At 60.3% G+C, this 24,668-nt stretch carries 24 protein-coding genes; 9 read left to right on the forward strand and 15 right to left on the reverse strand.

Annotated elements, in window-relative coordinates:
* Positions 1-62: 62 nt before the first annotated feature.
* From LFT43_RS17965 to LFT43_RS18020, 12 genes are all read right to left on the reverse strand, one after another.
* The gene (locus LFT43_RS17965) at positions 63-812 is read right to left on the reverse strand and encodes a hypothetical protein (protein WP_395799129.1); all 750 of its coding nucleotides are present in this window, start codon (positions 810-812) and stop codon (positions 63-65) included.
* Positions 809-1,519, reverse strand: a complete 711-nt coding sequence (locus LFT43_RS17970) for an ABC transporter ATP-binding protein (protein ID WP_395799131.1) — start codon at positions 1,517-1,519, stop codon at positions 809-811. The genes LFT43_RS17965 and LFT43_RS17970 overlap by 4 nt, the downstream gene beginning before the upstream one ends.
* Complete coding sequence (mpaP, locus tag LFT43_RS17975; protein WP_395799133.1) at positions 1,516-3,216, reverse strand: daptide biosynthesis intramembrane metalloprotease; 1,701 nt, start codon at positions 3,214-3,216, stop codon at positions 1,516-1,518. Before mpaP ends, LFT43_RS17970 begins: the two co-directional genes overlap by 4 nt.
* On the reverse strand, positions 3,213-4,469 hold the full coding sequence (locus LFT43_RS17980) for a YcaO-like family protein (RefSeq protein ID WP_395803153.1): 1,257 nt from the start codon (positions 4,467-4,469) through the stop codon (positions 3,213-3,215). Before LFT43_RS17980 ends, mpaP begins: the two co-directional genes overlap by 4 nt.
* Complete coding sequence (gene mpaM, locus LFT43_RS17985; RefSeq protein ID WP_395799135.1) at positions 4,457-5,281, reverse strand: daptide-type RiPP biosynthesis methyltransferase; 825 nt, start codon at positions 5,279-5,281, stop codon at positions 4,457-4,459. The genes LFT43_RS17980 and mpaM overlap by 13 nt, the downstream gene beginning before the upstream one ends.
* 84 nt (positions 5,282-5,365) lie before the next feature.
* Positions 5,366-5,503 (reverse strand): daptide-type RiPP, encoded by a 138-nt coding sequence (locus LFT43_RS17990; RefSeq protein WP_265978759.1) that lies wholly within the window; start codon positions 5,501-5,503, stop codon positions 5,366-5,368.
* Positions 5,504-5,555: 52 nt separating this feature from the next.
* Complete coding sequence (locus LFT43_RS17995; protein ID WP_265978757.1) at positions 5,556-5,681, reverse strand: daptide-type RiPP; 126 nt, start codon at positions 5,679-5,681, stop codon at positions 5,556-5,558.
* Positions 5,682-5,732: 51 nt separating this feature from the next.
* Positions 5,733-5,876, reverse strand: coding sequence for a daptide-type RiPP (locus tag LFT43_RS18000; protein WP_395799138.1), 144 nt, complete (start codon positions 5,874-5,876; stop codon positions 5,733-5,735).
* A gap of 4 nt (positions 5,877-5,880) precedes the next feature.
* On the reverse strand, positions 5,881-7,044 hold the full coding sequence (gene mpaC, locus LFT43_RS18005; RefSeq protein ID WP_395799140.1) for a daptide-type RiPP biosynthesis dehydogenase: 1,164 nt from the start codon (positions 7,042-7,044) through the stop codon (positions 5,881-5,883).
* Between the two features lie 47 nt (positions 7,045-7,091).
* Entirely contained in the window at positions 7,092-8,381 is a 1,290-nt protein-coding gene (gene mpaD, locus LFT43_RS18010; RefSeq protein WP_395799142.1) for a daptide-type RiPP biosynthesis aminotransferase, read from the reverse strand.
* A 54-nt stretch (positions 8,382-8,435) separates the two neighbouring features.
* Positions 8,436-9,422, reverse strand: coding sequence for a daptide biosynthesis RiPP recognition protein (gene mpaB, locus LFT43_RS18015; protein ID WP_395799144.1), 987 nt, complete (start codon positions 9,420-9,422; stop codon positions 8,436-8,438).
* 319 nt (positions 9,423-9,741) lie between these two features.
* The gene (locus LFT43_RS18020; RefSeq protein ID WP_395799146.1) at positions 9,742-9,978 is read right to left on the reverse strand and encodes a hypothetical protein; all 237 of its coding nucleotides are present in this window, start codon (positions 9,976-9,978) and stop codon (positions 9,742-9,744) included.
* A gap of 755 nt (positions 9,979-10,733) precedes the next feature.
* Here LFT43_RS18020 and LFT43_RS18025 point away from each other — a divergent pair.
* Both LFT43_RS18025 and LFT43_RS18030 read left to right on the forward strand, forming a co-directional pair.
* A complete protein-coding gene (locus LFT43_RS18025; RefSeq protein ID WP_395799148.1) occupies positions 10,734-12,281 on the forward strand; it encodes an anti-phage dCTP deaminase in 1,548 nt (515 codons plus the stop codon).
* The gene (locus tag LFT43_RS18030; protein ID WP_395799150.1) at positions 12,278-12,463 is read left to right on the forward strand and encodes a hypothetical protein; all 186 of its coding nucleotides are present in this window, start codon (positions 12,278-12,280) and stop codon (positions 12,461-12,463) included. Before LFT43_RS18025 ends, LFT43_RS18030 begins: the two co-directional genes overlap by 4 nt.
* Positions 12,464-13,542: 1,079 nt before the next feature.
* On the opposite strand, the gene LFT43_RS18035 is transcribed toward LFT43_RS18030, so the two are convergent.
* Positions 13,543-14,715, reverse strand: a complete 1,173-nt coding sequence (locus tag LFT43_RS18035) for a hypothetical protein (RefSeq protein ID WP_395799152.1) — start codon at positions 14,713-14,715, stop codon at positions 13,543-13,545.
* Entirely contained in the window at positions 14,712-15,596 is an 885-nt protein-coding gene (locus tag LFT43_RS18040; protein WP_395799154.1) for a serine/threonine-protein kinase, read from the reverse strand. The genes LFT43_RS18035 and LFT43_RS18040 overlap by 4 nt, the downstream gene beginning before the upstream one ends.
* 248 nt (positions 15,597-15,844) lie before the next feature.
* On the opposite strand from LFT43_RS18040, the gene LFT43_RS18045 reads away from it, so the two are divergent.
* From LFT43_RS18045 to bcp, 7 genes are all read left to right on the forward strand, one after another.
* On the forward strand, positions 15,845-16,648 hold the full coding sequence (locus tag LFT43_RS18045) for a hydroxypyruvate isomerase family protein (protein ID WP_395799156.1): 804 nt from the start codon (positions 15,845-15,847) through the stop codon (positions 16,646-16,648).
* A gap of 106 nt (positions 16,649-16,754) precedes the next feature.
* Positions 16,755-17,633 carry a 2-hydroxy-3-oxopropionate reductase gene (locus LFT43_RS18050; RefSeq protein WP_395799158.1) on the forward strand — a complete coding sequence of 293 codons (879 nt, stop codon included), beginning with the start codon at positions 16,755-16,757 and terminating at the stop codon, positions 17,631-17,633.
* 109 nt (positions 17,634-17,742) lie between these two features.
* Positions 17,743-19,521 (forward strand): glyoxylate carboligase, encoded by a 1,779-nt coding sequence (gene gcl, locus LFT43_RS18055; protein ID WP_395799160.1) that lies wholly within the window; start codon positions 17,743-17,745, stop codon positions 19,519-19,521.
* Positions 19,522-19,543: 22 nt separating this feature from the next.
* Entirely contained in the window at positions 19,544-20,767 is a 1,224-nt protein-coding gene (locus LFT43_RS18060; RefSeq protein ID WP_395799162.1) for a glycerate kinase, read from the forward strand.
* Positions 20,760-22,121 carry an allantoinase AllB gene (gene allB, locus LFT43_RS18065; protein ID WP_395799164.1) on the forward strand — a complete coding sequence of 454 codons (1,362 nt, stop codon included), beginning with the start codon at positions 20,760-20,762 and terminating at the stop codon, positions 22,119-22,121. Before LFT43_RS18060 ends, allB begins: the two co-directional genes overlap by 8 nt.
* Before the next feature lie 10 nt (positions 22,122-22,131).
* On the forward strand, positions 22,132-22,821 hold the full coding sequence (locus tag LFT43_RS18070) for a winged helix-turn-helix domain-containing protein (protein WP_395799166.1): 690 nt from the start codon (positions 22,132-22,134) through the stop codon (positions 22,819-22,821).
* A gap of 67 nt (positions 22,822-22,888) precedes the next feature.
* A complete protein-coding gene (bcp, locus tag LFT43_RS18075) occupies positions 22,889-23,356 on the forward strand; it encodes a thioredoxin-dependent thiol peroxidase (protein ID WP_395799168.1) in 468 nt (155 codons plus the stop codon).
* A gap of 176 nt (positions 23,357-23,532) precedes the next feature.
* Here bcp and LFT43_RS18080 read toward each other — a convergent pair whose 3' ends face one another.
* On the reverse strand, positions 23,533-24,627 hold the full coding sequence (locus LFT43_RS18080) for a pyridoxal-phosphate-dependent aminotransferase family protein (protein ID WP_395799170.1): 1,095 nt from the start codon (positions 24,625-24,627) through the stop codon (positions 23,533-23,535).
* Positions 24,628-24,668: the final 41 nt, after the last annotated feature.

Consider the following 24,668-nt stretch of genomic DNA (forward strand, 5'->3'; position numbering starts at 1 on the left):
GATCCTTTCCACAGCCAGGGGCGCCGCATGTCAGATAAGAAGGCAGGTGCATAGTTGACCAACTAGACCCCCCTACTCCGCAGCACCCACATCGCGCCTGCTCCTCCTGCAATCAGCCATCCCAGCGAGACCAGGCATGCGTGGAGCGGTTCGAACATGCCCTCAATCGGCAGGTTTGCGATCCCTGCCAAGGCTCCCGACGGTAGCCACCGGGCGATTTCGGGAAAGTTCGCCATGAGTGGGAGTTCCAAAGCGAGGGGAATCAGCATGGTGGCGATCGTGGTTGCGTAGTAGTGCCTGATGATCCAGCCGAGTGAACAACCCCACAAGCACCCGACAACTGAGGCGATGACGACGCCGAGCAAAGCATGCCAGGAGGCGCCGTCCACAAGTTCAGTGCGCACCTCCGGGGATACGGCGAGCACGGTGCTGCCGCTCCAGAGAGCCAGGCCTGAAGCTGCTGTGAAAAGACCGACAACCAGCGAGGCTGCGTACTTGGTCCTCACAAGCTGACTCATCCCGGAGATCGCAACGCTTCGTCGAAGAGTCCCAAAATAGGCTTCCCGGGTTACGAGGTAGCTTCCTGCGAAAGTGGCAACGATTGCGATCGTCATGGCGAGTGCCCAAAACGTCTCGACGTTTTGGGCCGATGGAAGCTTGTCTGCATGATCGGGCCAGCCGAGGAAATTAGCCACGAACCAAGGCACCAACCCACTGAAGGCCAGGATGCCGAGGACGGAGTAACCGCTGAAGTATCTCAGCAGCTCGGACCGGAGCCCGCCGACGAAAGCCGCATTGACTTCGTAGTTCATCGGGCTCCCTCCAGAATCCTGAAATATGCGGCTTCCAGGTTCCCGCCACCAACGGCAGTGGCGTTCTCAAGGGACCCACGGAACAACATCCGCCGCTTCAGGATGACCACGTCATCGGCTATCTGTTCCAGTTCCGTCAGCTGGTGGCTCGAGATCAGCACGCTTCCCCCGGAGCCGGCGAAGTCCCTAAGGAACGATCGCAGCCAGTGAATGCCATCCGGGTCGAGCCCGTTGGCAGGTTCGTCGAGGACCAGGAGCTTGGGGCCGCCGATGATTGCCGAGGCGATGCCCAGACGTTGTCTCATCCCGAGGGAGTAGTCCCGGACCTTCTTGTTCGCTTGGGCGGTCAAATCGACCAGTTCCAGGACGCGATCGACGCTCTCGGGCGGGGTACCGGCGGCAAGCCGACAGATCTGCAGGTGACGCCGGCCGGTGAGCCCAGGCTCGACGTCCATTCCGTCCAGGTTTACCCCTACTTTGGTGACAGGTCTGCGCAGGGTCCGGTAGTCAGTTCCAAAGACCGTGGCGCGCCCGGAAGTCGCCTCCAACAGGCCGGTCAAGCCAGCGAGGGCCGTACTCTTTCCGGCACCGTTGGGTCCTATCAGTCCCACGATTCGCCCGGCGGGTACATCGAACGTCAAGTCTTCGACGGCAAAACTTGTGCCTCGTTTCTTGCTGAATCCGTCAAAGCTGGCATGGATTTTCATTGTTGCCCTCCCGTCGAGACTTTGGTGGCTTGTCCGAAGTTCCCTGGCCATAGTGGAGAATTCGAGGCGGCATCCCAGAGCCACTCCCACAGCCGCATTTCCCTCTGGCTCGTCACCTCGGCTCGTCCCGAGACCGGGAGGGACACCGAACCTTCAAGGCGTCCCGGGTATGCACGCACAGGGACATTCGTACCCGGAAACGTCACCGGGACGATGGTTTCCACAGGTGCAATCGAGTTCGACGGCGGTTCTGTGCCGATGGTGGCTTGTCCCAGTTCTTCATGAACCACCATTCCTTGGGACTTCAAAGTCACCCTGTCTCCCGGGACGATCGCTTGAGCGGTCGATTCGATGGGGGTCACGATCTTTAGTTCTCCGTTTATGTAGGTGTAACCGGCCACGACGACAGACCTGATCGGAATCACGATGAGGAGTCCCGCCGCGACAGCGGTTCCGAGTAGCAAGAAACCAATCCGCCGCCACGTCGGGCTGCCCCTCTTTGAGGCCGAATGAAAAAACTGGATGATTCCCTTAAGGGCCAACACAAGCAAAAGACCAAAGACAACGAGGACCACTAGGTGTCCCGCGTAGCCGAGTTGCAGGACGATGGGTGCAAATCTTTGAAAACCAATGACCATGAAGGCGATGCCTGACACGAAGCTTGCAAGGCCGAACCATGTCAGGAGACGCTGGCTGCCCGTATTGATACGTGAACCAAGGAACCTGGAGCTGACCACGTCTGACAATGCGGCGATGGACTTTCGACGTAGGTGCGGAATATCGACAGCTGACATCAACGCGACGTAGCCATCCAGCTTGATGAACGGCAAGAGGTTCAAGACGGCTATTGCGTAGCAAATGATTCCGTAGAGGATGGCGGCGTCTTTCAGGGACGTCGCCGGAACAAAGCACTGGAACACCAGCGCAATGCTCCCAAGGCCGAGGTGAACGAAGGGTCCGGCCAGCGCGACCAGCACCCTTTGTTTGGGCGAACTGAGTCGCCAGCCGTCCGTCACGTCGCAAAAGAACGCCGGGGCCAGATAAAACAGCATGATTCCGATGCGTCTGGCCGTGCCTCCGAAATAGACGAGCGCCATTCCATGACCGAGCTCGTGCAACAAAGTGGAGGCGAACATCGCGGTGGCGACGTAAAGATAGGCCTCCAAGGGAAGCGGCGTTGCCAGTACTCGCCAAACGTTTGGGCCCGCTATGAAAGCGCCGATGATGCCGCCGACGAGGAGAACAGCCGCCGCAGCGATAAACCCGGGACGGGCCATGGCGGCAACCGTCGGGCGGAAGAAGTTGAGGAGCGGCCCGGGATTGAACAACGTGACCTGCACGGTGAGGGGCGCACGGAACTGGACTCGCCGAGTTTCCGCCTGATTTGCCGTCACATCGAAGACACCCGTGTGAACCAACTGGCGAGCAACCCCCATGACGTCCTCAGCAGTCCATGGACTACCAAGGTGGTGAGCCACTTGCGCGGGTTCCTTTTTGCCGTCCAAAACTTTGAGCACATTGGCCACGTCCGCAGAGACCCTGGCTTTTGGCACACCGTTCAGAGCAACGATCCATGGCCCACCGGCCCGCAGGGGCTCATCAATGGACGCAGTTGGAGCCAGCTGTACAGGCCATTGAATCGTAGTTCGAGCGTGAGAAGGTCGTGTCACGATGTCGTCGTTCCTGTAGGGGCTCATATCAACGGATGTGGCGTTGAAGCGAAGGCGTTCCGACGCGGCGGGCCGTCAAAGCCATCCGGCACCAAGGACAGTCGCTTGGATTCGTCCATGGTGAGTGGGAACGCACCAGGACAGATTGCCTTGCCCGCTTCCCAGCCGATCTCTTGTATCGCCGCGGGAAGCCTGTGAGTGAGGCTTACCCAGTGCGAAGTGATTCCTTTCCGAGCCAGATGCTGCACCAAATCGTCCACGTTGGGTTGGGGGTGAGCACAAGGCAGTGGGGACTTCGAGAACGACTGCACCCATCCGCGAAGTTCATCGATTGCTGGGCGCGTCATCCAGAAGTCCGCTCTCGATTCGTCATTTGTCACCGCTGGATGGCTTGTAACGGGGGACAGCGATCTGGACAGGAGGAGTTCACGGATTTGAAGCCCTTCCTGGAGCGCGCCCCTCAACGCCGAAATGGGGTCTGCGGAAGCCTTGATTCCGACCGCGCCGAACTGTCCATGCTTCGTGTCACCGATGATGACGCTGACCGCGATTTCCAATGGCCCGTCGTCGTTCGGGACAAAAGCAAGGTTGGCGTGGATACCGGAGTCGAGGGCGGTTCTGAGGAGCCGTGTGAGACTGCGAGCGTCCGGATTACCAGACAGTTCTGCTGGGAAGTCTTCCACCATGATTTTCTTGAGCTGTGTCCTCTTGTGCCAAGCCCACAAGAAGGCATCACGCTCAATGATTTCAGCCACGGCGGAAGTCATGGCGAAGTGTTCCGAGGGTCCCGCGGCGGCTCCGTTGGGAGATGGATCGAAGAACTGACCTGCAAGACCTTCTTCTGGGAAATTGCCGGGGTTGTAGTCCACAACACTGGCGGGAACATGTGACTGAGTCCCGGAAACCAGGTTCGTCGCCCGGTACCACGGGAACTCAAGGCCAAGGGCCGAGGGGTGCCCAAGTCCTGCTCCCACGAAGTCGATCCTCTTTTCGCGGCAAGGGTTGGTCACGCTGAGGTGTTCTGAATCGGCCGGCACTGGAACGAGCGCGAAGCGCTCTACCGCCTCACCGGATCCCCTCGTCACCGAGGATCGCCTGTTGACGTCGAATGCTCCGACGGCGGAAGAAAGCCTGGGATGTTCCCCGTCCCACGGGGCGTTGGCCAAATACGCCACCGTGCGCCATAGACCAACCTCATTCGGGACATAGACCTGCGCGTCAGAAACGAGGCCGAGGGAGGGATCCAAGGTCCGTGCGGGGTCGATCATCACCTGCCGCATACCCACATCTCAACCTTGTCCAGGGAAGGGACTGGCGAGGCGATCCGGACAGCTCCTCTTTCGAGAACATACAAGCCCTCAGCGGAGAGTTCGGCTTCAATGACCTCGTTCCGGACGTAAGCCACATCGCTGACATAGGCGGCCGTTCGGTATGACTTTCCGTCCTCGAAATCGATCTTGATCATGGTCACGTGCCTTGCTCCGCCATCCGGGTTCCGGCGCTCAATATTGAAGAGGATGGAGTTGGGGTCGAGCACCGAGTATCCAGTAATCGGACCGTCGTGATCCTCCGGCGATTGGTCAGATAAGTCGGCGTCGAGGACTGTGAGCACAAAGCGGCCTTCAGGGGCCAGGGAATCGCGGACCCGACGAAAGAGCGCTCGTCGCTGGTCATGAGTCAGAAGGGTCACCGAGCTGGCACCCAAAACGACGCAGCCGTAGTTGCCGCCAACAGGCAGTTGGGACATGTCCGCCTCTACGACCTCCACTACGACTCCCCGAGGATTAAAGGATCGGGTCTCAGCCCTTTGCCTAAGCATTTCCAACATTTCCGGCGAAGAGTCAACAGCCGTCAGGGGACGCCCCAGAGCCAGGAGCGCCCGGGTAATCCTGCCGGACCCCGCGGCCAATTCGAGGATGGGTCCGGCTGTTTTCCGTACAGCGCCCAGAATCTCGGGAAGCTCGGACAGATCGTCGGAGGTGAGCCTGTCGTAAAGGCGGGACCCTTCGATGCCGTACAGATCCTCAGGAGGACTCTCGTGGCCAATGGCGCGCAGGATGTCGGCAGCAGTCTTGTCAGTTGCGGTTCTCATCAACTCGTACTCTCGGAGACAGACGTGGGGAGGGGAGTACACGCGGGTGGCGAACGCTAGCGCTTCCCCACCCGCGCGCACCGGCTAGGTCGCAGCGATGCCGACGACGATGCCGGCGATAATGATGACGTCACCAACGCGGATGTACCACGGCGTGTCGTCAGGTGTATCGAGGTTCTCCAGTTCTTCAATGGTCAGCTGAAGGTTTGATGTTGCGATCATTGCCCCTCCTCTCGATCGTCTTGTTTTCTTGGATAGTCGGCCGTGCTTCCGCCTAGGTGATGCTGACGGCAATGATGCCGATAGCCACCCCTTGGGACACGCCGATGAACCAATTGTTGAAGTCCGGTGTATCCATGGACTCAATTTCCTGGATCGAAATATTGAGCTGTTCCTGCATCGCTTTCACCTCCCCCTGTGTCGATTGACTGGTCTTCCGGCCGGCTTCTCATCACGTGATAGTGACGGCGATTCCGACCAAAGCAAGCCCTACGGTGATTCCGTGGATACGTTCGCTCCAGTCGTCCGGAACTTCGATGCTTTCCAGCTCCTGGATTTCGAGGTCCAGGCGCCTTGGCGCGACGGTGCTGTTCATGTGCTCACCCCCTCTCCCCTGCCGCTCGTTGGTCGCCCAATGGGCCCGGCAAGACTGGCTGTTTCTTGACTGAGTTCAGGAGAATGTGCTGGATTTGCGCGGGGTCAATGCCGCGCAGCATGGGCAGCACCCCACCCCAGCGGCCGACTGCCAATTTGGCTGTTTTCACGGCAGTTTGTTCGCTCAGGTCATCGAGCCCTTGGACGCCCCATCGCTGCAGCAACTCCCTGATGCCCAAGGCGGCAGAGCGACCGAGCGAAGGGTCAACATCTGCCACGACGGACCATAGTTCGGACAAACGATGAGGGTTGCCCCAGGCCGTGGCGCCGCTTTCGATCTCGTCCCATATCGGCCCGATGACGGTGGCAGTCGCGGTCATCTTTCTCTCGCCCGTCAGGTAAGCCAATTCGTTCGCGACATACCAGTGCCTCGCCCCGTAAGGGTTGCGAGCCATGAGCGACCATCCGGTGTGGGTTTCCATGCTGAGCCGGGCCGCAACGAGCCGCAGCTCAGCGGAATCTTCAAGCTGCAAGCGATGCCCCAACCGCACGAGCCGCGCCGAAAGCGAGAGGGCGTCGTCGTCGAAAGTGCTCCGGCTGCTGCCGATCATCGTTCCGGCAACCCGGAGAAACGCTTCGAGCAGCCCTTCGAACACAAGGGTCCGGGGGAGGGTCGCGAAATGCGCGGCGTCGAGCACCGCTAGGTCACCCGACAGGTGAGGTGAGGCGATCAGGTGGCGTCCGACGTCGGTGTCCAGGCATGCTACAGCGCTAACTTCGGCGCCGGTCCCCACGGTGGACGGCATCAGGATGGTTCTCGGGCGCTCGGTTGGTTCGGTCCCGAAAGGTATGACGACGAGGCCCGATCGCTTGGCATGGCGCGCTGCGAATTCAGCGAAGCACGGATCGGCGAAGAACAGAGCAGAAAGTTTCACCGCGTCAAGGACGGAGCCGCCGCCGAGTGCTACAACGGTCTCGAGACCGTGTGCTCGAGTGAAGTCGGCAACAACCGTCAGGGTCGCGAATGACACAGGTCTGGCGTCGAGTTCCAAGACGGGCGCTCCGTTGAGACCGCCTTCCAAGAGTCGATCTCGGTGCTCGGTGAGCGTGCTGTCCACCACGAGTCCGGCCCGTCCACGAATCAGCGTGCCGAGGTAATTGGCGGGCATCCCCCCATCGACAACGACGCAGCGAGTCTTCCAGGTCCGGTCTGCGATCACGCGAAGGCCCCGTCCCGACGGGCTGCGCTGAGCCCCGCTGCGATGGCCGCGTGGAGTTCTTCGAAATTTTCCTTCGTGAATACCAAGGCCGGTAGGAGTTGGATCCGGCCTGGGCCGGGCTGCACGATCGCTCCGGCCTGGTGAATACGCTTGACAACAGCCAAGACACCACCAGGTGACAACGGCAATCCGTCCACTGTTTCCAGCTTGATGGCCCGCATGCAGCCCCGACCGGTGGCGGTTCCCACGCCGGGAATGCCCCGGAGTCGGCCGATGAGATCATCGAGTCCGGCCGAGACCGCCCCGGTGAGGCTGCCGTGATCCAGCCTTTTCATTTCGTCGATGGTCGAAAGAATGGCGGCGCACGTGGCCGGAGTTCCTGCTTGCGTCTCTCCATGGACAAAGACGGATTCCGTGGAATCGAACTTCTCCGTTACCCGCTGTGCGATCAGGAGTGCGGCGCACGCGCTGGTGCCGTTCGTCATGGCCTTCGATGTGACGATGACGTCCGGAGCCGACGGCCACTCATCCGAAACGAACCAGGAATTCACCCGCCCGAATCCGGTGGCCACCTCGTCCGCGACAACCAGAAAGCCGTGCTCCTCCCGGAGTTTCAACAATGAATCCAGGAAGCTTACAGGCACAACGTCCGCACCGGATCCGAGGACCGGTTCGACGATGACCGCGGCGACCCTGTGCCCTTCCCTGAGCATCAATTGCGCCAGTTCCGCGCCACCGTCATCGAATCTGATGTGTCGGATATTGCGCCGGTCGACACCATAGACGGCCTGGCCCAGGTTGTCACCGCTGAGGGCCTGGCTCCCGTAGGTGAGCCCGTGATAGCTGCCGGTCAGGCCTACGATGATTTTTCGCTCGGGTTGTCCGTTCAGCACGAAGTATTGGCGCGCGAGCTTCATACCGGCGTCGTTGGCAGCTCCCCCCGATGTGGAGAAGACCACCCGCTGAAAGCGGTGGGCCGGGAGCGAGAGAAGTGCGTTGGCCGCCTCGATCGCTTTGCGATGGGCCGTCCTGAACAACGGAAGGTAGGACGCAGCTTCAAGCTCCGTGGCGATTGCCTCGGCGATACGTGGGTTGCCGTAGCCGAGGTTGGCGTTCCACAGTCCGCTCTTTGCGCAGAGGCGGCGTCGCCCGTCTTCAAAAGCTACGTGGACGCCGCGGGCGCTGACAGCGGTATGGGTCCCGGCAGGGAAATCGTGCTGTGCAATCAGGGGAATCCAGAGCGGGAGTTGGGTGCTAGGTGTGGCACGGTCAGGTGCTGCGGTCATCGGTTGTTAGTCCTTTGAGTTCGACGGGTGGCCGGCAAAGTGAAGGTTCGGAATTCAGCTGGCGCCGAAAACGTCCACCCCTGCCTGTTCGAACTGAGTGAGAATCACCCGTGCGGATTCCTCAGCAACCGCTGCAGAAATGCCCAGCGGGGCTGCTACGGCGGACGCAGCGGTCTGGACATCACGCAGATTCGAGAGTGCCTCGATGATCGCTGCGGCATCAGGTCCGAGTCTGAAAGTGCGTCCCGACGCAGTGTCTAGGAGCGTGTGCTCTCCTGCCCTATGGATGATGAAGGGTGCGCGTGGTGATGGGAGATCATCAGTGGGCGATGCGCCGTAGAGACTGGCACCGAAACCGACCAGCGTAGTATCGGCGCGATTGCCCTGGGGAATGAACTTCCAAGCATCCAATGCCGCCAAATAGCGGGGAATCCAAGGCCTGGCGTCAAGGGACTTACGAATCACCTCAACGTCACAGACAGAAGCGAGCGAAGATTCCGGTTGGAGCGCGAGGCACCTCTTGTGAATGTCGGCCAAGGAGTCTCCGGCCCAACCGATCTGGGATCCGTAGGGTCCGCTGAGTACCCTTCCGTCTCGTGTGATGTGGAGCCTTGCCAGCGAGGAACCGATAGCTGGGCTGCCGTCCAAAAGGCCCCGCTCGGCAAGAACGGCGTTCACTTCGGTGAGCTGTCGCACGAAGTAACCCGATCGTCGGGATTCTTCTGCGTCATCGAAGAAGGCCTGCCAGTCCTCAGCGGTGGTGATCCTGACTACGGTGACGCCGATGAGATTGACGAACGGAATGGCCACATAGTCCTGGATCTCCAGATTGAGGGTTCCACCAACCAAGAGTTCTTCACCTGCGACATTGAAGAACCCGGAGACTGGGATGACCGCGTCATCTCCCCCGCCGCCGTCAAGCACAAAGACGATCGACTGCTCACCGGCAAGTTCCTTTGCAAACGACTCATGTCCGGGATCCTCAACGAAGATGGCATGATCCGGTATCCGCCCGGGAATGCCCGTAATCCATTGATCCACAGCTGCTGCAATGGTCTGTTGCTGACTCAGCTTCAATTCCCAACCCCCAATAAGTTGTCCGCTGCGTGCGTTCGTCAGGGCGACCCTCCGACACTCGGTCGAACGGGGTCCGTCCTCGTGAAGGAGACTACGACGCCAAAACGGGCCTAGGTGGCGAGATGGGAGAAACTAGGTGCCCGGAGACCGGAATTAGGGGTGAGATAGCTCAATCTAGGTGTGGCTGGCGGCGGGCCTAGGGGTAAATCGACGGTTTCCACCTAGATGGGTGTTTCATCCGATCGTGATGGCCGCGTTTCTCGAAAGCAGCATGCGCAGTGTCCTATTCCGCGCCCATGCTTCCATCGCCCAACCCGCTAACGACCTGCGACTTGAGATCTTCATGCCGGACCGTGATGGCTTCCGGGAGCAAGTCCTGAAGTGAATGGGTCGAAATGACAACCAGCTTGGATTCGGCCCAGCGTCTGATCTCCTCAACCATGTAGGCCACGCCCTCGTTGTCAGTCCCGTTGAACGGCTCGTCAAGGACCACGCAATCAAACTGGCCGACGGTATTCATGACATACCAGTGGCTTCTAGGTCCTTGGTGTGGGTTTGTATGCTTCGGATACGAAGGTTTTTTGGAGGTTGTACGGTTGCGGGATGTGGATGGAAATCCCCGATCCTATTCTCCGGCGCATGGCCTCACTACAATGTGACGGATTCGTTTAGGTCTGCCACCTGACCAGGTACCTATCGTCCACAACCCCATTCCCCGGAAACGGGTGATGGATGGGATCATCCGGACCGGTCAGTGGCGCACGTCTACTAGGAGCCGTCGTCGCTTATGCCCTGGATCACGTGGCGGCCCTCAGTTGTGGTTCCGTAGACCTCGAGAAGACGTCGCTGCCGTGGTCGAAGAGCCACTGGCCAGTACAGTCGGACGGATCGGGTTCGTGGCAGCTGCGGAGGACGAACTAGCACCGTGTAGGCAGGTGTGAGACGAATCCTTGAAGCGGATACGATGGGGCCCGAGTAATCCCATTCGACGACGCCATTCGCAGAGTCACTGGCCGCCAATCATCGGTTCAGCACCTCGATATCGGCCAGTCCGGAGGCGACTCCGTGAAAACGTCTCACCCAGTGGCTACGATGTGCTTAGACGCACTCGAAGATGAACGGCCTTCAAGACAGGTCGTCCAATCTTCACAGGCAGAACGCTCCCAAGATATCAGCACAGGTAGAAACCGATCGCGTAATGCAACGGAGACCACAGTCTCCGTGAGAAGACCGTCAAATATATCTTCAAGAAGTCAGGAGTCATCTCGGATGCTAATGAATGGCGTCGTTGAACAGAATTTCGAGGTTGTTATCGGCCTTGTGGCGCCAATCGGAACAGAACTAGATCTCCTTTTGGTGCAATTACAAAGCCAGCTTCGACGGTTCGAATATGACAGCGAGGTAATACGCCTGAGCGCTCTTCTCGGTGCGGATGCATCTCATTCTGAAAGCTCGAATAGCGTAACTGTTGATGATGGCTACTACGAAGAAAAGATGAATCTTGGAGACTTGCTCAGAAAGCAGCTTGACAGCGGCGACGCCGTTGCTGGACTTGCAATAAGCAAAATTAGGTCGAAGCGACTGGAATCAACTAAATCTAACTCACAGGAACGACGCTTCGCATGGATTCTGAGAACACTGAAGCACGAAGATGAGGTTCAACTGCTTCGGGAACTTTATGGATCCAGATTCATTCTTATCGGCGTCTATCAAGATTCGTCTTCAAGAGAACATAACCTGAAACAACAACTCACTTATGCCGACCCGACTTTGCAGAATGTAGCCGCCCGGGTAGCACATTTAATGGAGCGCGATGAACTAGACGCAGCATCAAACCTGGGTCAAAGAGTTCGAGAAACCTACTCATTAGCTGATTACTTCATCAATATGGCTGGCGACCTTCAAGTTGAATGCCAACGATTGGTTGACATCCTATTCGGTTCACCATTCTTGACCCCAACACGGGATGAGCTGAGCATGTTCCATGCGTTCGCCGAATCACTGAGATCAGCAGATCCAGGACGTCAGGTGGGGGCAGCTATTACAACCGCAAACGGCGAATTGATCTCCCTCGGCTGCAATGACGTGCCATCGCCAGGCGGGGGCTTGGCATGGTCGGGTGACAGCGTGGATGCTAGAGACTTTCGGCGCGGGTATGACTACAACAAGCGAATGACTGCCCAAACAATGGCTGAGCTTCTCGATGTTCTTGCAGATAGCGGCGCCCTGGCCGAACCATACTCATCGATGTCTGTGCAACAGAGGCTGCAGGCAATTCAAGATGTAAATGATGGCGCAGTCAAGAGAACTCGGGCAATGTCGCTAATTGAATTCGGGCGTATTTCGCACGCCGAGATGACCGCAATAACCCAAGCCGCCCGCATTAGCGCATCAATCGAAGGTGCAACGCTCTACACTACAGCGTTTCCGTGTCACATGTGCATGCGACTTATAATAGCATCTGGAATTATGCGCGTCGTATATGTAGACCCTTACCCTAAGTCTCTTGCGTGGGACATGTACACGGAAGCTTTGTCAGCATCCTCAAGTGAATACGGCAATAGAGTTTTGGTAACTCCGTTCTGGGGAACAGCGCGAAAAATTTTTGAGCGAGCGTTTTCTGCAGGCGTTAGAAAAAGGAATCCAGATGGAACATTCGGCTACCCCGATCCATCCACTCAAAGGTGGAAGCTTGCATCTGCAGATCCATTGTTGGGCGCCGAAGAATCGGAATCACAGCTAATTATCGCTTTCGCAAAGAAATGGCAAGATAGCAAACAGGCCTTATCTGAAATCAATAAAGAAGTGGAGACTGGAGAATGAGCACAAAAGCACATGGCATTAAGAATGAGGAACTTGATGCAGATTATCCTGCCGAAACACTAACTTGGGTGTTTGATCTTGCTACAAAGGCTGCCACAGATCTAAATGGTCTCCCACAATCGGCACAACCATTCTGGTTCCGTACAAATTCGGACAATTTGATCATCAAGGAGAGGCTTTAGCTGGCCGCGACCATTCTCGGAATGAGGCACGTCTTGAGAACATTCCTTAACCGCCTTGCGGGGGAAAAATTGCCGAGTTCGCCTTGATATCAAGCGGTCCGAGGTTGAAGCGATCCGCTGCAGACTGCGCGTGAAGCACGTCGCCTAGTGGACATATTATTTGGCGAATTAGACAGAGCGAGTTGGAAGGATTTCCTTTTTACTATAAAAAAACTACGGGCACCGAGATAGCGAGCAGTTCGGTTCTGCGTCCATATCGCTTCGCGGTTGCGGCGGGGTGACAGAAGAGAGGTCCATTCTTCACCTGTAGCTGTTGGAGGGGCAAGCGATCATCGAACTGCAGAATGCACCGCCAAGATAGACGACGTATCATTGGAAGCTGTTCCGTAGCTCGAGGCGACATCCAGGGGGCTCGAATCGCCAGCGCTTCTCTGTCCCAAAACCAAACTCAACGAAACAAGAAATGACACACACAGTAGGCAAAGCCATTCATGAAGTTGCATTAACTAGTGCGCTTCGCCGCTCATCGAAGCAACTACTTCCTCCAGGCCCCGGGCGCAGCGTGATTGTGATTCCAGAGGTAGCCATTGGACGGGGCCGCCCTGATGTTCTAGTTGTTGTTGTGTCCATGACGGCCTTGAACGCTTACGTGGGTTCCGGGCTTCGCGTTGCAACGTTGGCAGAAGCGCGGGCGCTTGTTGCATATGCGGCCCCGGTCGCTCCACAATTGGCTAACTCTCATGCCTTGCCAAAGACGGTAGGGAGACTCTGGACGCGAACGTCCATACGGCGCTACTCAATGGCTGTCGTCGACTCGCTCGCGATCGAAGCCAAAATGAAGGACTGGAAGCAAGCCATCCGACAGGCCAGTCGATTCAGACATCTAGCTCATCGGGCGGCGATAATGCTGCCCGAAAGCGGTGCTCTGGGTCGATCCGAACCATACCTTCGCACATACGATCTAGGCTTCATCTGCCTTGCCCGTCATCGTCCAGATTGGCGGGTGGGGGCAAATAAGTCAGATCTGCATCCTGGGCACGCGCTTTGGTTGCTGGAGTTAGCTGCGCGAGAGATGAGGGCTAAATACCCTCCTCGTCTCTGAAAATCGCTATTGCGCGAGCCAGTACACGGAGCTTACTCACATAGGATCGTTCGAATACCAGATTCCGCTCGGCCAGCCTATCGAACAGACTGAGACTTTCGTGGATCCAATCTTGGAGGGTGCCCAGCCTGGTGGGAACGGGTTGTAAGGCAAGTTCATTCACCAGTGTGGCGATACTCACCATGTGATGCTTTTGCGCAATTCCCCGTTTCCAAATTTCGGGGTTCCCCATGTAGCTGGTGAATACGGCGTCGGCGACGGAAGCCGGTCCAAGCAGTGCGTTTCCCACGGGAGGGATGGCGCTAAGCTCACCTTCAATTCGCAGAGGGCTGAGGAGAGAGCCCACGAAGCGTCGTGGAATGGGCTGGGCGCCGCCGGACTTAGGTCGCCACTTGTCAACGCTGAATCTCCGAAGTGAGTTATGCCAACCAGTCGCACAACCCGTGGCCCCGGCCGCGATACCGAGCAGTCCCTCTACGTCTGAATACCCCCAGAGAAGTTCATAGTTGTTTATTTCCGTCAGGGTATAGATCATGCGCATAGCATTTGCCAAGCGATCAGCTGCCCAGCCTGTCGCCGGGTAGGCAGAAGCACTACGCTGATTTGTCAGCAGATAGAAACCGGTAAGATCAATTGTCGTGACCTCATCAAGCCAGTCATTGATCTGTTCCCATCCGCCGAATGCCATTTCCTCAAAAACGGCTGAGGCGTAAACCCGCTTGCTTGGCCAGGCGTCGGCTGCGGCACGTGCATATTGAATACCCAACGGGGTCCATATGTCTTCAAATGAAGACTGCAGGATTGACGGAGCGATCATGGTGTCGTGAATGCCCACCCGACTGTTGGCCTCACCGACCGATGCAACCACACTTTCAACTTCACGAGGTGACTGGGACCATCGGATTGGGGGGAAATTGAGGCCGTTGTCCGGATGGCAGCGACCAGCAAGGTCTACGCCCGCCGTGTACAGGTAAGTCTGTGGATCCAAAAGAGGGTCAATGCCACGCTCTTTGAGTCTGCGCACTGTGTGCTCCAGAGCTCCCGCATCTTCGTCAGTTGGACTGAGAATCACCGCAGAGACCAAAGCATGATCCGCAACCGATTCGATCTTGTCGGCCTTCCCATAGCCGTGTTGTAGGACGAAGGTCACAGCGAGGGCTCCAGTTCTCTTAGATGATTTAGTGCTTGACCTACAGTCCTGAAGCGACGATTCTGTCTCGCAGCCAGACATCTATCAATAACTACTTGAAGTGCAGGATCACAGTCTTCGTCTGACAACTGGCCTGGTTGATGGCTTGTGAGCCGGCGGTAGTAGCTGTCAAACGACATCGATTCACCCTCGAAGAAAGGGTGTCTGCCTGTGACAGCCTCAAATAGAACAATCCCAGCAGCAAATAGATCCGTTCTGGCATCGATCGACGTCTGCCCCCTCGCCACAAACTGTTCAGGAGCGGCGTACCGATTCGTTCTCGGTGAGACTGCATTGGTTGCAGTGAGAGGCTCGAGGGACAAGACCTGGGCAATTCCGAGGTCGAGCAGAACGAAGCCACCGTCCGCGGTCTGACAAATATTGCCTGGCTTGACGTCACGATGAATGATTCCCGCGACTTCAAGTGCACGGAGGCCCTCGAACAGATGCAGGGCAAGGACCACAATCTCCCTTTTGGATAGCTTCCGACTTGCGAAAATGGAGTCTAGGGAACCGCCAGCATAGTGAGGCTCCGCGTACCAAACCTTGACAGACCTTCCTATTTTCCGCGTCTCGACCGGCAGGTGCAGCTTTACAATCCTCGAGGAATCGAGCTCTGCCATGACCTTAATCTCGCGAATGAAACGCTGATCGAGGACAACCTCTTCGTCGGTGTCGGAGTCCTCGCTTCCGAGAAGAATCTTCACTACGAACGTTTCGTCACCGGAAGACGCCAAAAACGCGGCCTTGAAGCTTCCCTCGCCCAGTCTCGGCGTCGCAATTTCGAACTCCGGAAACGCGGCAACAACGTCCTCATCCAGAAGCTTAGCCCCAGCTGTCATGTCGAGAAGCTTAGCTGGTGATTCGCGTACATTCGTTCGAAGTCCGCCCGACAACCCCAACCCCACCCATTTGGTATCCCAAACCCCGTCCACCCCACACCCCCTTGACTCCCATCCCCACCTTCCCTAAACTTTTCATAAAGCAGAATCTAAATTCCACACAGCGGAAACTCACCAAGGCAAACCAGCCAAGAGAACAAACCAAGCGGAACATGGATCCCAAGCCCTCCCCCGGAAGGACACCTACGATGACGTACACAGTGAACTGCTCCATCCTCCTGACGGAGCTGCCCCTGTTCGAGCGCCCCGCGGCCGCGAAAGCTGCCGGCTTTGACGCCGTCGAATTCTGGTGGCCCTTTGAGACTTCCGTTCCCACGGATGCAGAAACGACGAAGTTCGAGAACGCCATCAAGGACGCTGGCGTTCAGCTCACCGGCCTGAACTTCAACGCCGGCAACATGCCGGGCGGCGACCGCGGCCTGGTTTCCTGGCCCGCCCGCTCTTCCGAGTTCCTGGACAACATCGACGTTGTCGCAGGCATCGGCGAGCGGCTCGGCTGCAAGGCCTTCAACGCCCTCTACGGCAACCGCGTGGACGGCGAATCCGCTGAGAAGCAGGACGCCATCGGCGCCGAAAACCTGGCCAGCGCTGCAGAAGGCGTCGCACGCATCGGCGGCACGGTCCTCCTCGAACCGGTCAGCGGCGCCCCCAAGTACCCGCTCCTGAACGCCGCCGACGCGCTCAAGGTGATCGCCCGCGTCAAGGAAGAATCCGGCGCTACGAACGTCAAACTGCTCGCCGACTTCTACCACCTCGCAGTCAACGGGGACGACGTCGCAGCCGTCATCGAAAACCACGCCAAGGACTTCGGCCACATCCAGATCGCCGACAACCCCGGCCGCGGGGCTCCCGGAACCGGTGAGCTTCCCCTCGGCGAATGGATCGCCCGCAGCCGCGAGCTCGGCTACGGCGGCTACATCGGCCTCGAGTACAAGGAACCGCTGGAAACGGCCTTCAGCTGGGCCATCCGCCAGCGCGCCACCTCCCACTAGCGACCCCCCCCGTTAGCTAGCAAACGACGGCGGCACTCACCAGAGCGGCCAGCGAACCAGCAATCAGCACACCTGAGCTAAAACAAAGACTTCAGTAAGGAAAATCATGAGCAACGTTGCAGTTATCGGACTCGGAATCATGGGCCTTCCCATGGCCATCAACCTGGTCAAGGCCGGCCACACCGTCACCGGTTTCAACCGCAGCCAGGACAAGATCGACAAGCTCGTCTCCGAAGGCGGCAAGGGTGCCACGAGCATCGCCGACGCCGTCAAGGACGCCGACGTCGTCATCACCATGGTGCCGGACTCCCCCGACGTTGAAGGTGTGGTGAGCGGCCCGGACGGTGTCTTCGCCAACGCGAAGAAGGGCGCCCTCTGGATCGACGCGAGCAGCATCCGCCCGGACGTCGCCGCCCGACTCTCGGCAGACGCCGTCTCAGCCGGCATCCGGCCGCTCGACGCCCCGGTCTCCGGTGGCGAACAGGGCGCCATCGACGCCGTCCTCTCCATCATGGTTGGCGGCGACGCAGCCGACTTCGAAGCAGCCCAGCCGGTCCTCAACGCCGTCGGCAAGACGATCGTCCACGTCGGCCCCTCCGGCTCCGGCCAGACCGTCAAGGCAGCCAACCAGCTGATCGTGGCCGTCAACATCGAGGTCCTCGGCGAGGCTATCGCTTTCCTCGAGGCCTACGGCGTGGACACGGACGCAGCCCTCAAAGTCCTCGGCGGCGGCTTGGCCGGTTCCAAGGTCCTCGACCAGAAGGGCCAGAAGATGCTCGACCGCAACTTCGACCCCGGCTTCCGCCTGGCCCTCCACCACAAGGACCTCGGCATCGTCACCTCCGCAGCCCGCGAAGCCAACGTCGCAATCCCGCTCGGCGCCGTCGTCGCACAGCTTGTCGCCGCCACCGTCAACCAGGGCGACGGCGGCCTCGACCACTCCGGCCTCTTCAAGCAGGTCCTCCAGCTCAGCGGCCGCAACTAAAGCATCCCGGCGACAGGCCGGAAACAAGCAAAACCGGGCAACCGCCGTCGTACTTCACGACGGCGGCTCCCCCACTACACCCAAAAACAGACTTTTCAAGGAGCACACCATGACGAAGATGCGCACTGTAGACGCAGCCGTCGCCATCTTGGCAAAGGAAGGCGCCATCGAGGCGTTCGGCCTGCCAGGCGCGGCAATCAACCCCTTCTATTCCGCGATGCGGGCACACGGCGGCATCCGCCACACCCTGGCCCGCCACGTTGAAGGCGCCAGCCACATGGCTGACGGCTACTCACGTGCAGCGGACGGAAACATCGGTATCTGCATCGGAACATCGGGCCCTGCAGGAACGGACATGATCACCGGCCTGTACGCCGCATGGGCAGATTCCATCCCCATGCTCTGCATCACCGGCCAGGCCCCCGTTGCCAAGCTGCACAAGGAAGACTTCCAGGCCGTGGACATCGAGTCCATCGCCAAGCCGGTCACCAAGATGGCCATGACCATTATGGAACCGGGCCAGGTTCCGGGCGCCTTCCAGAAGGCTTTCCAGCTGATGCGCTCCGGCCGGCCGGGCCCGGTCCTGCTGGACCTGCCGTTCGACGTGCAGATGGCCGAGATCGAGTTTGACATCGACGCCTACGAGCCCATCGCCGTCGAGAAGCCGAAGGCCAGCCGCAAGCAGCTGGAAAAGGCACTGGACATGCTCACCGCAGCCGAGCGCCCGCTGATCGTTGCCGGCGGCGGCATCATCAACGCCGGCGCCTCTGAGCAGCTGGTTGAGCTGGCCGAACTGCTGAACGTTCCGGTCATCCCCACCCTGATGGGCTGGGGCACCATCCCGGACGACCACCCCCTGATGGCCGGCATGGTGGGCCTGCAGACCTCGCACCGCTACGGCAACGAGACCATGCTGGCCTCGGACTTCGTCATCGGCATAGGCAACCGTTGGGCCAACCGCCACACCGGCGGCCTGGACACCTACACGGCCGGCCGCAAGTTCGTGCACATCGACATCGAGCCCACGCAGATCGGCCGCGTGTTCTCGCCGGACTTCGGCATCGCGTCCGACGCCGGTGCGGCGCTGGACGGGCTGATCGAGCTGGCCCGCGAGCGCCAGGCAGCCACGACCCTGCCGGACTACTCGGATTGGGTCGCCGAATGCATCGCACGCAAGGGTTCCCTGCAGCGCAAGACCCACTTCGAGAACGTGCCGATCAAGCCGCAGCGCGTGTACGAAGAGATGAACAAGGCCTTCGGCAAGGACACCACCTACGTGTCCACCATCGGCCTGTCGCAGATCGCCGGCGCGCAGTTGCTGCACGTTTTCGGCCCGCGAAAGTGGATCAACGCAGGCCAGGCTGGCCCGCTGGGATGGACATGTCCTGCCGCCCTGGGCGTTGTCCGCGGCAAGCCGGACGAGACCGTTGTTGCCCTGTCCGGTGACTACGATTTCCAGTTCATGATCGAAGAACTGGCCGTGGGCGCACAGTTCAACCTGCCGTACATCCACGTGGTGGTGAACAACTCGTACCTGGGCCTGATCCGCCAATCGCAGCGCGGCTTCAACATGGAACAGAACGTGTCCCTGGCGTTCGAGAACATCAACAGCCCCGAGACAAACGGCTACGGCGTGGACCACGTCAAGGTTGCCGAAGGCCTGGGCTGCAAGGCCATCCGCGTGGAGAACCCGTCAGATCTGCCTGCCGCCTTCGACAAGGCCAAGGCACTCATGGGCGAGTTCAAGGTTCCCGTGGTGGTTGAAGTGATCCTGGAAAAGGTCACCAACATCTCCATGGGTGTTGAGATCAACGGCGTGAACGAGTTCGAAGAACTGGCCGAGCGCGGCGCGGACGCCCCCACGTCGATCATCGCCCTGCTGGACTAGTAAGTACTGAAGGAGTTACGGAATGCGCGTGGTCATAGCCCCGGACAAGTTCAAGGGATCGCTGTCAGCTCCCGAGGTCGCCAGCCGCTTGAGCGCCGGACTGCGGGCCGGCTTTGCGGCCGGCCACCCGGGCGAGGGCTTTGAAACCACGCTCATTCCAGTGGCCGACGGCGGCGAGGGAACTCTCGACGCCGCCGTCGGCTCCGGCTTCACCCGCCGGAGCGCCACTGTCACCGGCCCCACAGGCCAGCCGATCAGGGCAGAGTTCGCCGTCCGCGGCGAGGAAGCTGTCATTGAAATGGCGGCGGCCTCCGGGCTGGCGGTACTGCCAGGCTTCGGCGACGGCAGCGCCCCGAACTCCGAAACTGCCAAAAGCTCCACGAGCCTGGGCACGGGCGAACTTATCCGCGCCGCCCTGGACCTGGGCTGCCGGCACATCATCCTGGGCGTCGGCGGCAGTGCCAATACCGACGGCGGCGCCGGCGTCCTGCAGGGCCTCGGCGCGGTCCTCCTCGACGGCGACGGCCAGGAACTCCCCGGCGGCGGGGCCGCTTTGGCCCGGCTGGACCGGATCGACTTCTCGAACCTGGACGTCCGGCTGGAGGTCACCGAGTTTGTCCTGGCGTCCGACGTCGACAATCCCCTTTTGGGCCGCACCGGCGCCGCCGCGATCTTCGGACCGCAGAAGGGCGCGACGCCGGACGACGTCGCCTCTCTCGATGCGGCCCTTGCCCACTTCGTGCAGGTCCTCGCCAGCGAGATCGGCCTCGTAGCCCAGGACGCCGCACAGGCTCCGGGCGCAGGTGCGGCAGGCGGCGTCGGTTACATTGCCATCGCGGCGCTGGGCGCGGCACGCAGGCCGGGCATCGACGTCGTCCTCGAATTCACTGAACTCGAGCAGCGGCTGGCGGGCGCGGACCTGGTGATCACCGGCGAAGGCAGCCTCGACGAACAAAGCCTGCTCGGCAAAACGCCCATCGGCGTGGCGCGGGCCGCGGCGCGTTCCGGTATCCCTGTGATTGGGGTCTGCGGCCGCAGTACGCTGAGCCCGGAACAACTTTCGGAGTCCGGTTTCGAGTCGGTCTATGCGTTGACCGGGCTCGAATCCAATGTAGAGAAATGTATAGCTGAAGCAGGGCCGCTGCTTGAAGAATTGGGTAAGCACATTGGCGTGCGCCTACCTGAAAAATCGGCACTCACCCAAGACGCAGCGCGAACCGAGACCAAGGAGCAACTCCATGTCTGAAGAAACCACCACAGCACACGGCCCGTTTGACCTGGTCATCCGCGGCCAGCGCATCCTTACCACCGCGGGCATCACCGCCCGCGAAGTTGGTGTCCGCAACGGCGTGATCGTCGCGATCGAACCTTTGGGCAACGGCCTGCAGGGCACCGAGATCATTGAACTGGCCGACGACGAAACCCTCATTCCCGGCCTGGTGGACACCCACGTTCACGTCAACGAGCCCGGCCGCACCGAGTGGGAGGGCTTCGCCTCCGCCACCCGTGCTGCCGCAGCAGGCGGCGTCACCACCATCATCGACATGCCGTTGAACTCCATCCCTCCCACCACCAACGTGGAAGGCCTCAAGCTCAAACGCGAAGTGGCCGAGGACCAGGCGTTCGTGGACGTCGGATTCTGGGGCGGTGCCATCCCGGGCAACAAGAAGGACCTCCGCCCGCTGCACGACGAGGGCGTCTTCGGCTTCAAGTGCTTCCTTCTGCACTCCGGCGTGGACGAGTTCCCGCACCTGGACGCGGACGAGATGGAAGAGGACATGGCCGAGCTCAAGTCCTTCGACTCCCTCATGATCGTCCACGCCGAGGACTCCCACGCAATCGACCACGCACCCCACCCCGGCGGCGCACACTACTCCACTTTCCTTGCGTCCCGCCCCCGCGGCGCCGAGAACAAAGCCATCGCCGAGGTGATCGAACGAGCCCGCTGGACCGGTGCGCGTGCGCACATCCTGCACCTCTCGTCGTCGGACGCGCTTCCGATGATCGCTTCGGCAAAGCGCGACGGCGTGCACCTCACCGTGGAGACCTGCCCTCACTACCTGACGCTCATGGCCGAGGAAATCCCCGACGGCGCCACCGCCTACAAGTGCTGCCCGCCGATCCGTGAGGCATCCAACCGCGAACTGCTCTGGCAGGGCTTGCAGGACGGCACTATCGACTGCATCGTCTCGGACCACTCCCCCTCGACCCTTGACCTGAAGGACCTGGAAAACGGCGACTTCGCCGTGGCCTGGGGCGGCGTATCCTCGTTGCAGCTGGGGCTCTCGTTGATCTGGTCCGAAGCACGGCACCGCGGCATCTCCCTGGAACAGGTGGTGTCCTGGATGTCCGAGAAGCCCGCAGCCTTGGCCCGCCTGCACAACAAAGGCCAGCTGGCGCTCGGCTACGACGCCGATTTCTCCGTCTTCGCGCCGGACGACGCGTTCGTCGTCGACGTCAAAAAGCTCAAGCACAAAAACCCGATCACGCCGTACGACGGCAAGGCGCTCTCCGGCGTCGTACGCAAAACGTACCTGCGCGGAAACGAGATCGACGGCCGGACGCCCAGCGGCAAGCTGATTCGCCGCGGCGGCGTGTAAGGCCACAGCCATGGCCGTCAACGTCCATGCCCCGTACGGGCAACTGCCCGCACGGCTCAACGCCTCGCGGCACCAAGCCGCCCGGCCTTCCGCGCTTCGGCCCGGCCTGCACCCGCGTGGCCTGGCCCTGTGGGTACAGCCCGGCGAAGGCCGCGAGATCGATCCCGAGGTTTGGGCGCGGGCCGCTGAAGCGGTCCTGGCCCGAGCCCGCAGACTTGCTCCGGGGGCGGAAGTCCTCCTTTGGCCCGCCGCCGGAGCTGCAACGTCCAGTGGTTCCGGCGCGTCCGACGGCGGCACTGGTGTCTCCGGAACGGAAACGTTCGACGCCGGAAACCGCCCCGCCGCTGCCAACCCGCCCGTTTCACTGGCTGGCCGGCGCAGCAGCGTGGCAGTGGACCTGGCCGCCGACACCGTTCTCTTGGACGGTGTCCCGGTCAGCTTCACGGCGATGGAACACAGCCTTCTTCGCTACCTCGTGGAAAACTTGTCCCGGCCCATCCCACGTGAAGAATTGCAACGTTTTTTGGAGTCACTTGACTGTCCCGGCGCGGCATTCCGGTCGATCGACGTGTATGTTGGACGCGTCCGGCGCAAGCTGGGCTCAGCCCGCCATGTCATCGCCACAGTGCGTGGAGGCGGTTACCAGTTCGTGCCCGGACCAGGTTCCACAGTCCGCGGACCTGCGGAATACTGCATCTAGGCAGCCCGTTACACCTTTAGATTGATCGCCGGCCACGGCGGTTGCCCGACAAGTCAAGGATCGCAACATGACCCAGAAACTCCTCGCCGGAACCCAGGCCCCCGATTTCGCGCTGCTTAACACAGAAGGCCAGAAGGTCTCCCTGTCCGATTACCGCGGACGCAACGTCATCGTGTACTTCTACCCGGAAGCCGCCACCCCTGGCTGCACCACCGAGGCCTGCGACTTCCGCGACAGCCTGTCCAGCCTGCAATCCTCCGGCTACGAAGTCCTGGGCATCTCCCCCGATGCTCCGGAAAAGATCGCAAGCTTCGCCGGCGACTACTCCCTGACCTTCCCGCTCCTCTCCGACGAAGACCACACCGTGGCGCTGGCTTACGGTGCCTGGGGCGAGAAGCTCGTGAACGGCGAAGTGGTTGACGGCCTGGTCCGCTCCACCGTAGTGCTCGACGGCGAAGGCAAGGTCAAGCTGACCCAGTACCAGGTCAAGGCCCAGGGCCACGTAGCAGCCCTGAAGGCCGAACTGGGGCTGTAGCGCCCAGCCCTCCCGGCGTGATGCTCGATCACATATAAGCCCTCCCGGCGTGACGCTCGATCACATATAAGCCCAAACGACGGAACCCTCCTGCAGTTCATCGTCTGCAGGAGGGTCCTGTTTTTCCCTATAGGTGAGCGTGCGTCACGGTTTGAGCGCCGATATGCGAGCGAGCGTCAGGCCTTCGCGATCGCTTCTTCCAACGCGCCCAGGATCAGCTTCACCGATGCCCTGTTTGCATTCGGACCCATCATGCCGATCCGCCAGACAGTGGACGTAAACGCACCGGCCCCGGAACCTATCTCCATACTGAAGTTCTCCAGAAGGTAAGCGCGCACCGCCACCGAGTCCACGCCGTCGGGCACTTTGACCGTGGTGAGGCTCGGCAATCGCGAGCCCTCCGCGGCAAACAGCTTCAGCCCCATCGCTTCAAGGCCGTCCCGCAGCTCGGCCGCGGCTGCACGGTGCCGCGCTTGAACAGCCGCGAGCCCCTCGGCGAGGATGCGGTCCAGTGCAGCCTCGAGCCCGGCGATCATGGTCACCGGCGCAGTGTGATGATAAGTCCGGCTGCCGCTCGCCGCTCCGACATATCCACCGAGGAGTCCGATATCCAGGTACCACGAACGCGGCTCCTTGATTCGGTGTTCGAACGCACGCTCCGACACCGTGAACGGCGACAAGCCAGGAGGCACTCCGAGGCACTTCTGAGTGCCGGCATAGCCGACGTCGATCCCCCACTCGTCAGCCAACAGCTCCAGTCCGCCGATGGAAGTCACCGCGTCCACGATCAGGAGAGCATCGCCCTTGCCGGCGCCGAGGGGCGCGACGTCGGACAGGACGCCTGTGGAGGTTTCGGCATGGACGGCGGCTATCACATTGGGATGGGGGTGCGCGGATAGGACCCGCTCGGCATCCACGGGCTGGCCCCATTCGTGGTCGACGCGTACTACCGTGGCCCCACAGCGCCGCGCAACCTCGCACATGCGCTCCCCGAAAAGGCCATTGACGGCAATCACGGCGACGTCGCCGTCTGACACTGTATTAACAAAGGCCGCTTCCATCCCGCCGGAGCCGGTGGCGCTCAGCGGCAACGTGCGGGTGTTCCGGGTCCCCCACACCGTCCGAAGCCCCGCGCATGTCCGGTCAAGGCGCTCGATGAACACGGGATCCAGATGCCCGATCACCGGATAGGCCAGCGCGGCAGTCACTTCCGGATAGCAATTGCTGGGACCCGGTCCGAAGAGATACCGGGAAGTCAGGACCTCGGGCATAGCGGAACTCCTTTGGCTCGTTGCTGACATTGTCCACCAGC

Source organism: Arthrobacter sp. FW306-04-A, assembly GCF_044358315.1.
Taxonomy (GTDB): Bacteria; Actinomycetota; Actinomycetes; order Actinomycetales; family Micrococcaceae; genus Arthrobacter.